Consider the following 12333-nt stretch of genomic DNA (forward strand, 5'->3'; position numbering starts at 1 on the left):
GCGCGCAAACTCCTGGTCCGCCTCAACGCCAAAGCGCGCGATGCGCGAGCCGAATACGCTAATGCAACTTGACACGCCAGATAGTCGCTCACCCGGCGCTACGCGCCGACCTCTCCCCGCGAAGAGCGGGGAGAGGTGAGGTCGTGCTTGCGGCAAGTTCGGCATTTCGATTGATGAACCGCGCTTACGAATGCAGCCGGCGCTTGCGCCGACCCGGCCCGGTCGGCGGCGCCGCGGTCTCGCTGAACAATTCGGCGAGCTTTTCGGTGATCGCGCCGCCGAGTTCTTCGGCATCGACGATGGTCACCGCGCGACGATAGTAGCGCGTCACGTCGTGACCGATGCCGATCGCGATCAGTTCGACCGGCGAGCGGGTCTCGATCTCCTCGATGATGTGGCGCAGGTGGCGTTCCAGATAGTTGCCGGGATTGACCGACAGCGTGGAATCGTCGACCGGGGCGCCGTCGGAAATCATCATCAGGATCTTGCGCTGCTCGCTTCGGCCGAGCAGCCGCTTGTGCGCCCAATCCAGCGCCTCGCCGTCGATGTTCTCCTTCAGCAGCCCCTCGCGCATCATCAGCCCGAGATTTTTTCGCGCGCGACGCCAGGGGGCATCGGCCGACTTGTAGATGATGTGGCGCAGATCGTTGAGCCGGCCCGGCGACGCCGGCTTGCCGGCGGCAAGCCACGCCTCGCGCGACTGCCCGCCCTTCCAGGCCCGCGTGGTGAAGCCGAGAATCTCCACCTTGACGCCGCAGCGCTCCAGGGTTCGCGCCAGAATGTCGGCGCAGGTCGCCGCCACGGTAATCGGACGGCCGCGCATCGAACCGGAATTGTCCAGCAGCAGCGTCACCACGGTGTCGCGGAAGGTGGCTTCCTTCTCGCTCATGAACGACAGCGGATGGAACGGGTCGGTGACCACCCGCGACAGCCGCGCCGGATCGAGCACGCCTTCTTCCAGATCGAAATCCCAGGCGCGGTTCTGCTGCGCCATGAGACGCCTTTGAAGTCGGTTGGCGAGCCGCGCGACGATGCCCTGCAGGTGCGCCAGCTGCTTGTCGAGATAGCTGCGCAGCCGCTCCAATTCGTCGTGGTCGCAGAGGTCTTCGGCGGCGACCACCTCGTCGAATTTCGGCGCAAACGCGTGATATTCCGGGCCGCGCGGCTCGTTGCCGCCGCGCGAATTCGGTCGCGTCGCCTCGCCCGGGGTCTCGTCGTCGCCGAGTTCGCCGTCGTCGAAGGCGTCGCTCATCGAGGCCTGCGCGCTCTCCATGGCGCTATCCGACATCTCTTCGGACGACGCCTCGGCCTGGTCGGCGCTCATCTCCTGCGCGGCGTCGCTATCGGGCGAGCCTTCGGCGCCGGACTGGTCGTTCTCGCCCTGCTGGTTGTCGTCTTCGCTCTCCTCATCGTCGGCGTCGGCATTGCGATCGTCGCCGAGCTCCAGCGCCTGCAACAGATCGTGGATCGCGTCGCCGAACTTGGTCTGGTCCTCGGCAAACCGCTCCAGCCGGTCGAGTCGGGGGCCGATCTTGTCTTCCAGCACCGGGCGCCAGAGGTCGACCATCTTCTTCGCCGCGGCGGGCGGCGCGAGCCCGGTCAGGCGTTCGCGCACCAGCATCGCCAGCGCATCCGCCAGCGGCGCGTCGGCGCGGTCGGTGATCTCGTCGAACTTGCCGCGGTGGAAGTGATCGTCGAGCATCGCGCCGAGGTTCTTCGCCACGCCGGCCATGCGGCGCGAGCCGAGCGCTTCCACCCGGGCCTGCTCGACGGCTTCGAACACGCCGCGCGCCTGCGGATTGCCCGGCATCAATTTGCGATGCAGCTTGGCGTCGTGGCAGGCGAGCTTCAACGCGATGGAATCGGCGTGGCCGCGCACGATCGCGGCGTCGCGCTTGCTCATCTTGCGCGCCGGCTCCGGCAGCCGGGCCTTGCCGGGTGACAGCCCGGGGCGTTCGGCGGCGAAGGTGACTTCGAGCTCCGGCGATTTGGCGATCGCGCGCAGGCAGGAGGTCACCGCGCGCTTGAACGGCTCGGTCGGCGCTTCACGGGAGTTGCCGCGGAATTTGGTGTTGGATGTGGTCATGTGATCGCGCGACGCTCCAGCAACATGTCAATCTTTCGGCGATCGCTGATCGTCGAACTCGACGAAGCGGGTCGTAATGACAGACCAGTCGTAGGGGCAATCTGTCGGAAAGTTTGCCTCCGCGAGGCTGGTTTCAAAAGCTGCACCGCCGCGCGCGTCATCGTAGGCTTCCCTGGTGGCTTCCGGAATACGCGGCTTGAGGCTCGGATTTTCCCGCAGGAGGCGTGCGATCTGTTTCCTCTGGACCTCGATGGAGCGCACCCAACTTCGCGAACGATGCGTCGCTTGATGGTCCCATTTCAGAAGATGCAGCATCAATACGCGCAACGCACTTTCCAATCTGTTGTACTGATCGCGCCCCACGTCGGACAATTCCTCGGCAATGTTGTCCGCATCGATCTCGGACAGCCGACCGGCCTTCAACAGCGCGACTTGATGTTCGACCCAGCCGTAGACATCGTCTTCGTAGCGCGGCGACGCGACCAAAGGCGTGGTCGACGGAGAGCGGATCTTTAAACTCGTGGTCATCGCCAATCCTCAGACGCGCCGTGATCAACCGGGCTACGCCGCCGGCTCAACGGCGCAATTCGCCCCTCACCCGGCTTCGCTTCGCGAAGACTGCCTCTCCCACGAGGGGAGAGGGCTAGAACCTCAGCTCATCGCCACGTTGACCGAGCTTTCCGGCAATTCGGCGTTGAAGCAGCGTTGATAGAATTCCGCCACCAGCGGGCGCTCCAGCTCGTCGCATTTGTTGAGGAAGGTGACGCGGAAGGCGAAGCCGACGTCGCCGAAGATCTCGGCGTTTTCCGCCCAGGTGATCACGGTGCGTGGGCTCATCACCGTCGACAGATCGCCGTTGGCGAAGGCGTTGCGGGTCAGATCGGCGAGCCGCACCATCTTGTTGGTGATGTCGCGGCCTTCCGGGTTGCGGTAGTGCACCGCTTTCGCCAGCACGATTTCGACTTCCTCGTCGTGCGGCAGGTAGTTCAGCGTGGTGACGATCGACCAGCGGTCCATCTGGCCCTGGTTGATCTGCTGGGTGCCGTGATAGAGCCCGGAGGTGTCGCCGAGACCGATGGTGTTGGCGGTGGAGAACAGCCGGAACGCCGGATGCGGCTTGATCACCTTGTTCTGGTCGAGCAGCGTGAGGCGGCCGGAGACTTCCAGCACGCGCTGGATCACGAACATCACGTCGGGACGACCGGCGTCGTATTCGTCGAACACCAAGGCGACGTTGTGCTGCAGCGCCCAGGGCAGGATGCCGTCGCGGAATTCGGTGACCTGCTTGCCGTCGCGCACCACGATGGAGTCCTTGCCGACCAGATCGATGCGGCTGATGTGGCTGTCGAGATTGACGCGCACGCAGGGCCAGTTCAGCCGGGCCGCGACCTGCTCGATATGGGTCGACTTGCCGGTGCCGTGGAAGCCGGTGACCATGACGCGGCGGTTTTTGGCAAAACCGGCGAGAATCGCCAGCGTGGTGGCGCGGTCGAAGCGGTAATCGGCATCGACATCCGGGACGTGGGCGTCGACTTCGGAATAGGCCGGAACTTCAAGATCACTATCGATGCCGAACACCTGCCGCACCGACACCTTCATGTCGGGCAATCCGGCGGGCTCCTGCGAGGTCGTCATGGCGGCGGTCATCAATCCTCCGTGGTCCCGGACGCGCCCGGGACCGGATAAGCATGTTGCTGCGGTTGAGTGCTTCGGCAAACCTAGCAGAGAGCCGCGATTGGCAGAAGCCCGTCGGAGCATCAAAGTTCCGCTGCGATATCATCAAGATAAGCACACAGCGCGAAATTTGCCAGGCTGCCTTGCGAATCGCGGAGGATTTGCCAGCCATTCCGGGCGGAACGCGATCGGCGGCAGCGGCTTTTCCCCGCGTGCGCACATGCCGCCCTCCAGGCCGCAGTCAGGCCTGCGCCATCGCCGAACGGGGGTCACGTGAGCGCTTTCCTCGACCAATTGATCGCTTTCGCCGGCCACCATGCCGGCTGGGCCTATCTGACGCTGTTTCTCGTAGCTCTGTTGGAAGCCGTGCCGATCCTCGGCTCGCTGATTCCGGGCTCGACCATCATCCTGGCGTTGAGCGCGCTGGTGCCGGGCGGGCAGCTCGAGCTCGTGCCGGTGCTGGCCTCGGCGGCCGCCGGGGCGCTGATCGGCGACGGCACTGCGTACTGGATCGGGCATCGCGAGCAGCGCCAGATCCTCGGCGCCTGGCCGATGTCGCGCTATCCGGAGCTGGTGGCGCGCAGCGAGGCATTCTTCAAGCGCTTCGGCATGTGGGCGGTGTTCTTCGCCCGCTTCGTGCCGCCGATCCGCGCCTTCGTGCCGGTCACCGCCGGCGCGTTGGGGCTATCGCCAGCGCGGTTCTTCGCGGTGAATATTCCGGCGATTCTATTATGGGCGCCGGCGCATGTGCTGCCCGGCGTGTTCGCGGCGACCGAGTTGGAAAAGTCGGGCGGCTTGCGGATCCATCACTGGCTGCCGGTCGTGGCCGGCGTGGTTGCGACCTTGGCGCTTGCAGTGTGGGCGTTTCGCTGGTGGCGAAAGAGCAATCTGGCCAGCCACGACGCCTGACGACGCGGAGCGCGCAAGCCGACCTCAGCTCGCGCCGCGGACCACCGTCTTCAGGTAGTTGTACGCCTTGATGATCTCGATGAGGCGATCCTCGGTGGAACGGTCGCCGCCGTTGGCGTCGGGGTGATGCTGCTTGACCAGCGCCTTGTACTTCGCCTTCACGGTTTCCAGCGTGGCGTCGGCGCCGAGCCCCATCACCTGCAGCGCCTTACGCTCGGCGTTAAAGACTTTGCGCGTTTCCGGCTTCGGTTCCTCGGCGGCGGAGCCGGGACCCGGACGCCAGCGGCCGCGGCCGTTGAGTTCGCTGAACATGTGGAACGGATCTGCGGCGGCTTCCAGATCGGCTTCGGCGGACTTGCCTTTGCCCTTGGTGCCGTTGGCGCCCATCTTCCAGGTCGGGCGATGCCCGGTCAGCGCGTCTTTCTGATAACGCGCCACCGCATCGGCAGCCATGCCCTGGAAAAAATTATAGCCCTGGTTGTATTCGCGGACGTGGTTGAGACAGAAGTGCCAGTATTCCTTCTCGGCGCCGCGGCCCTTCGGCGCGCGATGCGGCCCCTTGTTGGCACAGCCCGGGGCTTCGCACATCACCGCGGCCTCGCGCGCCGCCGCTTGCTGCTTCGCGCTCAGCTTGTTCGGCTTGATGCGGATACTGTCGAAGAATTTTGAGGAATCGATCGCCATGGCCGACTATGACAACGCAACGCGAAATGCTTCAAGTCTTGACATTGCGATTCCCTGACAGGTTGATACGCGGTTGACGTCACTCGGCTCACCACGTAAGGCGACGACATGAGCGCAAAAGACGATATTACAAAGAAGTTGAGCGAAGCTTTCGCTCCGCAGCGTCTCGACGTGATCGACGAATCACATCTTCATGAGGGTCATTCCGGGCACCGTCATGGCGGCGAGACCCATTTCAGGGTCAACATCGTGTCGCCGGCGTTCGAAGGCAAGAGCCGGGTCGAGCGCCACCGCATGATCAACACCGCGCTCGCTGCGGAACTCGCCGGTCAGCTGCACGCGCTGGCGATCAAGGCGCAGGCGCCGGGCGAGGCCGGGGCTTAGCATCAACCGGCGCTGAAACGATTTGCGGCGGCATCTTCGCCGCAACCTCATGGCTGGCGCCGCGATCAGAACCCTGTCACGGCGCGCTTGGGCTTGTCGTCGCCGTCGGCCTCGCCCTCGCGTAGCACCGGCACGATGCGCAGCGCGGTGATGCGATTGCGCTCGCGGCGCAGCACCCGGAACCGAAAGCCGTGAAAGGTGAAGCTCTGGCCGCGCTCCGGAATCGAGCGCGCCTCGTGGATCACCAGGCCGGCGACCGTGGTGGCCTCCTCGTCCGGCAAATGCCAATCCATCGCGCGGTTGAGATCGCGGATCGGCACCGAGCCGTCGACCACCACCGAGCCGTCGGGCTGGGCGCGGACGCCTGCGAACACCACGTCGTGCTCGTCGGCGATGTCGCCGACGATCTCTTCCAGAATGTCTTCCAGCGTCACCATGCCTTCGACTTCGCCGTATTCGTCGACGACGAGCGCGAAATGGGTCTTGCGGCTGCGGAACGCCTTCAGTTGTTCCGACACCGGGCGCATTTCCGGCACGAACCACGGCGGCAGCGCGATGGTGGTGACGTCGATGTTGTCGGTCTCGCCGTCGGCGGCGCGGATCGCCCGCAGCAGGTCCTTGGCGTGCAGCACGCCGATGATGTTTTCCGGCTTGTCGCGCCATAGCGGAATGCGGGTGTATTCGGTCGCCAGCACTTCGCGCACCAATTCCTCGGGCGGCAGATCGGCGTTGATCATCACCATCTCGGTGCGATGCACCATGACGTCGGACACCTGCAACTCGCTGAGGTCCAGCAGGCCGCCCAGCATGTCACGGTCCTGCTTGGCGACGCCGCCCTCGTGATGGATCAGTTCGACCGCGCCGCGCAGCCGTTCGGTCGGCGACAGCAGCGGCTGGTTGGCGCCGATCCGGATGCCGAGCAGGTTCATCAACACCCGCACGATGCCTTCGATCACCCGCAAGAGCGGACCGAGCACCAGCACCATCAGCCGCATCGGCCGCGCCACCAGCAGCGACACCCGGTCCGGCGCGTTGATCGCGATGGTCTTCGGCAGCACTTCGGCGAAGATCACCACCACCACGGTCATCACCCCGGTGGCGTAGAGCACGCCGAGTTCGCCGAACCAGGCGGTGAACAGCCCGGTCGCCAGCGCCGAGGCGCCGATGTTGAAGATGTTGTTGCCGAGCAAGAGCGCGCCGATCATCCGCTCGCGCATCGCGAACAATTCGCCGACCACGCCGGCCTCGCGGCTGCCCTGGCTGGCGAGCCGCATCATGCTGGCGCGCGACGAGCCGGTCAGCGCGGTTTCGGAAGCGGAGAAGAACGCCGAGCCGACCAGGCAGGCCAGCACGATGCCGAATGTGATCCATTCCATCTTCAATTACTGCTCTGGTTTGGCGCTCAAATCTTGTCCGCGAGCTTGCGCGCCAGAAAATCGCGAACCGGCTGCGGCTCGACGTCGTTGGCGATCACCGCGCGGCCGATCGCTTCCAGCAGAATGAAGGTGAGACGGCCGCGCTTGACCTTCTTGTCCTGCGCCATCAGCGCCATCAGGGCGTCGGCGTCGGCCAGGCCCTCCTGCGCCAAGCCGGCGATGTCCTGCAGCCGGGTCGGCAGCCCGACCTCGGCGAGATGATGCGACAGCCGCTTCGCGGCGTCAGCCGCCAGCATGCCGCGCTCGGCGGAAAATTCAGCCGCCAGCACCATGCCGACCGCGACGCCTTCGCCATGGAACAGCCGGTCGGAGAAGCCGGTGGCGGCCTCCAGCGCGTGGCCGAAAGTGTGGCCGAGGTTGAGCAGCGCGCGCTCGCCGGTCTCGCGCTCGTCACGCGCCACGATCGCCGCCTTGGCGCGGCAGGAGGTGGCGATGGCGTGTTCGCGAGCTGAGCCGCCGCGGACGATATCGGCGTGATTGGCCTCCAGCCAGGCGAAGAACGCCTCGTCGCCGAGCGCGCCGTATTTTGCGACCTCGGCATAGCCGGCGCGGAACTGACGCGGCGACAGCGTGTCGAGCACCGCGGTGTCGGCGATCACCAACACCGGCTGATGAAACGCGCCGACCAGATTCTTGCCGTGCGGCGAATTGATCCCGGTTTTGCCGCCGACGGAGGAATCCACCTGCGCCAATAGCGAGGTCGGCACCTGCACGAAATCGAGACCGCGGCGCACGATCGAGGCGGAAAAGCCGGCGAGATCGCCGACCACGCCGCCGCCGAGCGCAATCACCAGGTCGTTGCGCTCGATCTTCGCGGCAATCAGCGCCTCGCAGACTTGCTGCAAGCCGGCATAGCTCTTCGAGCCCTCGCCGCCCTCGACCACGATCGGGAACGAGACGATGCCGACATCGTCGAGCGCCTCCTGGGTCTGCGCCAGCCAGCTGGCGGCGACGGTGCGGTCGGTGACGATCGCGGTGCGGGCGCCGGGCCGCAACGCCGCGATGCGGGTCCCGAGCGAGCGCAGCACGTCGCGGCCGATCACGATGTCGTAGCCGCGGTCGCCGAGCGCGACCTCGACGGTGATCGGGGCGGAGGGGTTGAGCTGCGCGGTCATGATGAGGGACTCGTGGTTGAGGCGACGACAGCGCCGCGGCCAAGATGGGCGTGCAACGCCTCGACGCATTCGTCGACGATCTTTTCGTGCGGCACGTCGCGCGACGCGATGGTGAGGTCGGCGCTTTGATAGACCGGATAGCGCTCGGCGATCAGCCGGTCGATGGTGGCGGCGGGGTCGGGGGTTTTCAGCAAGGGGCGATCGGCGCGGCGTTTGATCCGGCGCATGATGACGTCGGCCTCGGCGTGCAGCCACAGCGACACCGCCTGGGCGGCGATCCGCTGCCTGGTCTCCTCGCGCATGAAGGCGCCGCCGCCGGTCGCCAGCACCTGCGGGCCGTTGTCCAGCAGCCGCGCGATCACCCGCGCCTCGCCGTCGCGAAAATACGGCTCGCCATGGTTGGCGAAGATATCGGCGATGGTCATGCCGGCCGCGGTCTCGATTTCGGTGTCGGCATCGACGAACGGCAGATGCAGCCGGGTCGCCAGCCGCCGTCCGACCGTGGACTTGCCGGCCCCCATCATGCCGACCAGCACGATCGGGCGCCGCCCGAGCGCCGCGACGATCGCGGCCTCGGCGGCGGTGGGCGGGCTGGCGGAGGGCACCGTCTCGGACATCAATGCAAGAACCCGCAATCAAATGAAGCTGTTGGCGCCGCGCTGGGCGGCCCGGCCCACCTATACTCCCGCAGTCGGCGGCGTTGCCAGAGACTCTTGCAACCTGGGAACGAACATGGTCATCGTCAGCCGCCGCCCGACCGCCTTCTTGCTGCCCCCGCGCCGAGACCCTTGATGCCCAGTCTGTTCCGCTTTCTGACCATAGTCGCGGTGATCGGCGGGCTGATTTACGGTGCGATCTTCGCGCTGGCCAATTTCGTCACCCCGAAGCCGCGGGAAATGACCGTCACGATCCAGGCCGACAAGTTTCTCAAGAAATAGCGTGGGCCCGCCATGCCGCCCGGCAAAAATTCCGACGCCCGGCTGATCGAGCTGTTCCTCGACATGATCGCCGCCGAACAGGGCGCCGGCAAGAACACGCTCGACGCCTATCGCAGCGACCTCACCGATCTGTCGGATTTCCTCGGCCACGCCAAGTCGAGCTTCGTCGCCGCCGACACCGAGGTGCTGCGCGGCTATCTCGCCGATCTCGACGAGCGCGGCTACAAATCGACCAGCGTGGCGCGGAAATTGTCGGCGTTCCGGCACCTGTTTCGCTTCCTGTTGACCGAACGGATCCGCGCCGACGATCCGGCCGCGATCCTGTCCGGGCCGAAACGCGGCCGCGGCCTGCCGAAGGTGCTGTCGATCGCCGACGTCGACCGGCTGCTGCAGCACGCCAAGGATCTGATCGAGACGCCGCAGGCCAACACCCAGCAGCGGTTGCGGGCGGCGCGGCTGTATTGCCTGCTGGAAGTGCTCTACGCGACCGGGCTGCGGGTCTCCGAGCTGGTGTCGCTGCCGTTGTCGGCGGCGCGGCGCGACGCCCGGATGATCGTCGTGCGCGGCAAGGGCAACAAGGAGCGGCTGGTGCCGCTCAACGAATCCTCCAAGCAGGCGATGGCGGGCTATCTCGCGGCGCTCGATGAGCTGCGAAAAGAGAAAGCCAGCAACGCCAGCGCCTCGAAATGGCTGTTTCCGTCGTTCGGCGAAAGCGGCCATCTCACCCGGCAGCACTTTGCCCGCGAGCTGAAAGAGCTCGCCGGCGCCGCCGGGCTGTCGCCGCGGCTGGTCAGCCCGCACGTGCTGCGCCACGCCTTTGCCAGCCACCTTTTGCACAACGGCGCCGACCTCCGCATCGTGCAGGCCCTGCTCGGCCACACCGATATATCGACCACGCAGATCTACACCCATGTGGTCGAAGAACGGCTCAAGAGCCTGGTGCGCGATCTGCACCCGCTGGCCGACAAGCCGTAGCCAAGTCTCCCATTAAAATACGGTCGTGATATATCATATCTCTTGCTTTGCCGATTTTTATGATATATCTCAGAACAATCATAAACGCACAAAGGACTTGAAATGTTTGGTTTTCATCACGAACCCCACCCGCAAGGTCGCCATGGTCGCGGCGACGGATGCCATCACCATCACGCCGGCCCGCGCGGCGGCGGGCGCTACGGCCGCGGCGACGGTCCCGAAGACTTCCAGGGCGACGACCGCGGCCACGGCGGCGGGCGCCGGCGCCGGTTCGACGGCGCCGAGCTGCGGCTGGTGCTGTTGAAGCTGATCGCCGACAAGCCGCGGCACGGCTACGACCTGATCCGCGCGGTCGAGGAATTGACCGGCGGCGCCTATGCGCCGAGCCCCGGCATCGTCTATCCGACGCTGACGCTGCTCAGCGACATGGGCCTGATCGCCGAGCAATCGGCCGAGGGCGCCCGCAAGCAGTTCGCCGTCACGCCGGACGGCACCGCGCATCTCGCCGAACAGGCGACCGAGGTCGCCGCCATGCTGGCGCGGCTTGCAGCGCTCGGCGCAATGCGCGAGCGGGTCGATGCCGTCCCGGTGCGCCGCGCCATGCACAATCTGCGCAGCGTGCTGATGCATCGGCTCGGCGAGGGGCTCGACAAGGAGAAGCTGCTCGCGGCGGTGGCGCTGATCGACGAGGCCGCGCAGAAGATCGAGCGGCTCTGACCAAAAGCAACTGGCCGAGCGGCGCATCGCTCGGCCGGTTCTCCGCGATCCGCAAGCATAGTGACGCAAACGCGCCAAGCATTCGCATCAATCCTGCGCCGTAGCGCAATTGCTAGGGTCGCCGCCGCTTGACTTGGCGCGGCATTTGGCTTGAAAAGCCCGAAAGGTCGGCGTTTGCCGCGATTTCGCTTTTCCCTTTGCAACTCTCCGAATGCACCCCATGCCCGAACCGATGCGCAGTTACCTGGATTTCGAAAAGCCGGTTGCGGAACTCGATTCCAAGATCGACGAATTGCGGGCGTTGGCGGCCTCCGGCAGCAACATCGGCGAGGAAATCGCGCGGATGGAGGAGAAGGCGCAGCAGGCGCTGACCGATCTCTACGTCGCGCTGACGCCGTGGCAGAAGACCCAGGTGGCGCGGCATCCGCAGCGGCCGCACTGCATCGATTACGTCGAGGCGCTGATCGCCGATTTCACCCCGCTCGCCGGCGACCGCAAATTCGGCGACGACGAAGCGCTGATCGGCGGCTTCGGCCGCTTCCGTGGCGAGAGCATTTGCGTGCTCGGCCAGGAGAAGGGCTCCTCGACCGAGACCCGGCTGAAGCACAATTTCGGCATGGCGCGTCCGGAAGGCTACCGCAAGGCGGTGCGCCTGATGGAAATGGCCGACCGCTTCGGCATTCCGGTGCTGTCGCTGGTCGATACCGCCGGCGCCTACCCCGGCATCGGCGCCGAGGAACGCGGCCAGGCCGAGGCGATCGCGCGCTCGACCGACGCTTGTCTGTCGCTGACCGTCCCGAATGTCGCCGTGGTGATCGGTGAGGGCGGCTCCGGGGGCGCCATCGCGATCGCCACCGCCAACAAGGTCTTGATGCTGGAACACGCGATCTACAGCGTGATCTCGCCGGAAGCCGCGTCCTCGATCCTGTGGCGGGATTCCGCCAAGGCCCAGGAAGCCGCGACCTCGATGAAGATCACCGCGCAGGATCTGGCGCGGTTCGGCGTGATCGACAGCATCCTCACCGAACCGCGCGGCGGCGCGCATCGCGATCCCGAAGCGATGATCGCCAAGACCGGCGACGCCATCGCCAAGGCGTTCGGCGACATGCGCGACCTCGACGGCGCCGCGATCCGCGCGCAGCGGCGGCAGAAGTTTCTCGATATCGGCCGCAAGCTCGGCTGAGTCGCGCGCTGCGATCGCGATTTCAGCGTTTCGGCGAGCGTTCGTCGCCACCGGCAAGTTCAACCGAAGTATTCATCTGCGGCGCTCAGCGCAATCGCGGCTTTTTCTAGGCAAGCCGCTTCGTTCGCGACGGTTATCAGCTCGGCGAAATCTTCAGCCTCTATTCACCATGGCGGCCCTGCGGCCCGCCGGGTCGGCCTGATCGGCTTGCGACCCGGGGGGCTTAAGGATA

The 12333-nt window shown here is 65.9% G+C and carries 13 protein-coding genes; 6 read left to right on the plus strand and 7 right to left on the minus strand.

Translation table 11 applies throughout. The features are described from left to right. Window positions 1–184: 184 nt before the first annotated feature. The 3 genes from cobT to cobS form a co-directional block, all read right to left on the minus strand. The gene (gene cobT / locus HNR60_RS11715; protein WP_184257617.1) at window positions 185–2086 is read right to left on the minus strand and encodes a cobaltochelatase subunit CobT; all 1902 of its coding nucleotides are present in this window, start codon (window positions 2084–2086) and stop codon (window positions 185–187) included. A 27-nt stretch (window positions 2087–2113) separates the two neighbouring features. Continuing rightward, a complete protein-coding gene (locus tag HNR60_RS11720) occupies window positions 2114–2614 on the minus strand; it encodes a DUF29 domain-containing protein (RefSeq protein ID WP_184257618.1) in 501 nt (166 codons plus the stop codon). A gap of 123 nt (window positions 2615–2737) precedes the next feature. Further along, window positions 2738–3733 (minus strand): cobaltochelatase subunit CobS, encoded by a 996-nt coding sequence (gene cobS, locus HNR60_RS11725; protein ID WP_184257620.1) that lies wholly within the window; start codon window positions 3731–3733, stop codon window positions 2738–2740. Between the two features lie 300 nt (window positions 3734–4033). Here cobS and HNR60_RS11730 point away from each other — a divergent pair, with 300 nt between their 5' ends. After that, entirely contained in the window at window positions 4034–4669 is a 636-nt protein-coding gene (locus tag HNR60_RS11730) for a VTT domain-containing protein (protein ID WP_184257622.1), read from the plus strand. A gap of 24 nt (window positions 4670–4693) precedes the next feature. On the opposite strand, the gene HNR60_RS11735 is transcribed toward HNR60_RS11730, so the two are convergent. Beyond that, on the minus strand, window positions 4694–5353 hold the full coding sequence (locus HNR60_RS11735; RefSeq protein ID WP_184257624.1) for a J domain-containing protein: 660 nt from the start codon (window positions 5351–5353) through the stop codon (window positions 4694–4696). A 108-nt stretch (window positions 5354–5461) separates the two neighbouring features. Between HNR60_RS11735 and HNR60_RS11740 the strand changes: the two genes are divergently transcribed. Next, a complete protein-coding gene (locus HNR60_RS11740; RefSeq protein ID WP_184257626.1) occupies window positions 5462–5737 on the plus strand; it encodes a BolA family protein in 276 nt (91 codons plus the stop codon). 65 nt (window positions 5738–5802) lie between these two features. Here the strand turns inward: HNR60_RS11740 and HNR60_RS11745 are convergent, their stop codons facing one another. Genes HNR60_RS11745 through HNR60_RS11755 form a run of 3 tightly spaced genes read right to left on the minus strand, consistent with a single transcriptional unit; the run spans window position 5803 to window position 8905 of the window. After that, window positions 5803–7113: an HlyC/CorC family transporter gene (locus tag HNR60_RS11745; protein ID WP_184257628.1), complete on the minus strand. Its 1311-nt coding sequence runs from the start codon at window positions 7111–7113 to the stop codon at window positions 5803–5805. Window positions 7114–7139: 26 nt separating this feature from the next. Beyond that, complete coding sequence (gene aroB / locus HNR60_RS11750) at window positions 7140–8288, minus strand: 3-dehydroquinate synthase (RefSeq protein WP_184257630.1); 1149 nt, start codon at window positions 8286–8288, stop codon at window positions 7140–7142. Continuing rightward, a complete protein-coding gene (locus tag HNR60_RS11755; protein WP_184257633.1) occupies window positions 8285–8905 on the minus strand; it encodes a shikimate kinase in 621 nt (206 codons plus the stop codon). The genes aroB and HNR60_RS11755 overlap by 4 nt, the downstream gene beginning before the upstream one ends. A gap of 174 nt (window positions 8906–9079) precedes the next feature. On the opposite strand from HNR60_RS11755, the gene HNR60_RS11760 reads away from it, so the two are divergent. The 4 genes from HNR60_RS11760 (at window position 9080) to HNR60_RS11775 (ending at window position 12101) form a co-directional block, all read left to right on the plus strand. Next, window positions 9080–9226, plus strand: a complete 147-nt coding sequence (locus HNR60_RS11760; protein ID WP_184257635.1) for a histidine kinase — start codon at window positions 9080–9082, stop codon at window positions 9224–9226. Between the two features lie 12 nt (window positions 9227–9238). Continuing rightward, window positions 9239–10201: a site-specific tyrosine recombinase XerD gene (gene xerD / locus HNR60_RS11765; protein WP_184257637.1), complete on the plus strand. Its 963-nt coding sequence runs from the start codon at window positions 9239–9241 to the stop codon at window positions 10199–10201. A 102-nt stretch (window positions 10202–10303) separates the two neighbouring features. Further along, window positions 10304–10918 (plus strand): PadR family transcriptional regulator, encoded by a 615-nt coding sequence (locus HNR60_RS11770; RefSeq protein ID WP_184257639.1) that lies wholly within the window; start codon window positions 10304–10306, stop codon window positions 10916–10918. Between the two features lie 220 nt (window positions 10919–11138). Next, the gene (locus HNR60_RS11775; RefSeq protein WP_184257640.1) at window positions 11139–12101 is read left to right on the plus strand and encodes an acetyl-CoA carboxylase carboxyltransferase subunit alpha; all 963 of its coding nucleotides are present in this window, start codon (window positions 11139–11141) and stop codon (window positions 12099–12101) included. Window positions 12102–12333 lie beyond the last annotated feature (232 nt).

The organism is Rhodopseudomonas rhenobacensis (assembly GCF_014203125.1).
Taxonomy (GTDB): Bacteria; Pseudomonadota; Alphaproteobacteria; order Rhizobiales; family Xanthobacteraceae; genus Rhodopseudomonas_A; species Rhodopseudomonas_A rhenobacensis.

Bases quoted from the DNA above. Each gene is read 5' to 3' on its own strand.
- HNR60_RS11760 (WP_184257635.1), top strand. From the start codon at position 9,080: ATGCCCAGTCTGTTCCGCTTTCTGACCATAGTCGCGGTGATCGGCGGG.
- HNR60_RS11775 (WP_184257640.1), top strand. From the start codon at position 11,139: ATGCCCGAACCGATGCGCAGTTACCTGGATTTCGAAAAGCCGGTTGCG.
- xerD (WP_184257637.1), top strand. From the start codon at position 9,239: ATGCCGCCCGGCAAAAATTCCGACGCCCGGCTGATCGAGCTGTTCCTC.
- aroB (WP_184257630.1), bottom strand. From the start codon at position 8,288: ATGACCGCGCAGCTCAACCCCTCCGCCCCGATCACCGTCGAGGTCGCG.
- HNR60_RS11720 (WP_184257618.1), bottom strand. From the start codon at position 2,614: ATGACCACGAGTTTAAAGATCCGCTCTCCGTCGACCACGCCTTTGGTC.
- HNR60_RS11755 (WP_184257633.1), bottom strand. From the start codon at position 8,905: ATGTCCGAGACGGTGCCCTCCGCCAGCCCGCCCACCGCCGCCGAGGCC.
- HNR60_RS11740 (WP_184257626.1), top strand. From the start codon at position 5,462: ATGAGCGCAAAAGACGATATTACAAAGAAGTTGAGCGAAGCTTTCGCT.
- HNR60_RS11735 (WP_184257624.1), bottom strand. From the start codon at position 5,353: ATGGCGATCGATTCCTCAAAATTCTTCGACAGTATCCGCATCAAGCCG.
- HNR60_RS11745 (WP_184257628.1), bottom strand. From the start codon at position 7,113: ATGGAATGGATCACATTCGGCATCGTGCTGGCCTGCCTGGTCGGCTCG.
- HNR60_RS11770 (WP_184257639.1), top strand. From the start codon at position 10,304: ATGTTTGGTTTTCATCACGAACCCCACCCGCAAGGTCGCCATGGTCGC.
- cobT (WP_184257617.1), bottom strand. From the start codon at position 2,086: ATGACCACATCCAACACCAAATTCCGCGGCAACTCCCGTGAAGCGCCG.
- cobS (WP_184257620.1), bottom strand. From the start codon at position 3,733: ATGACCGCCGCCATGACGACCTCGCAGGAGCCCGCCGGATTGCCCGAC.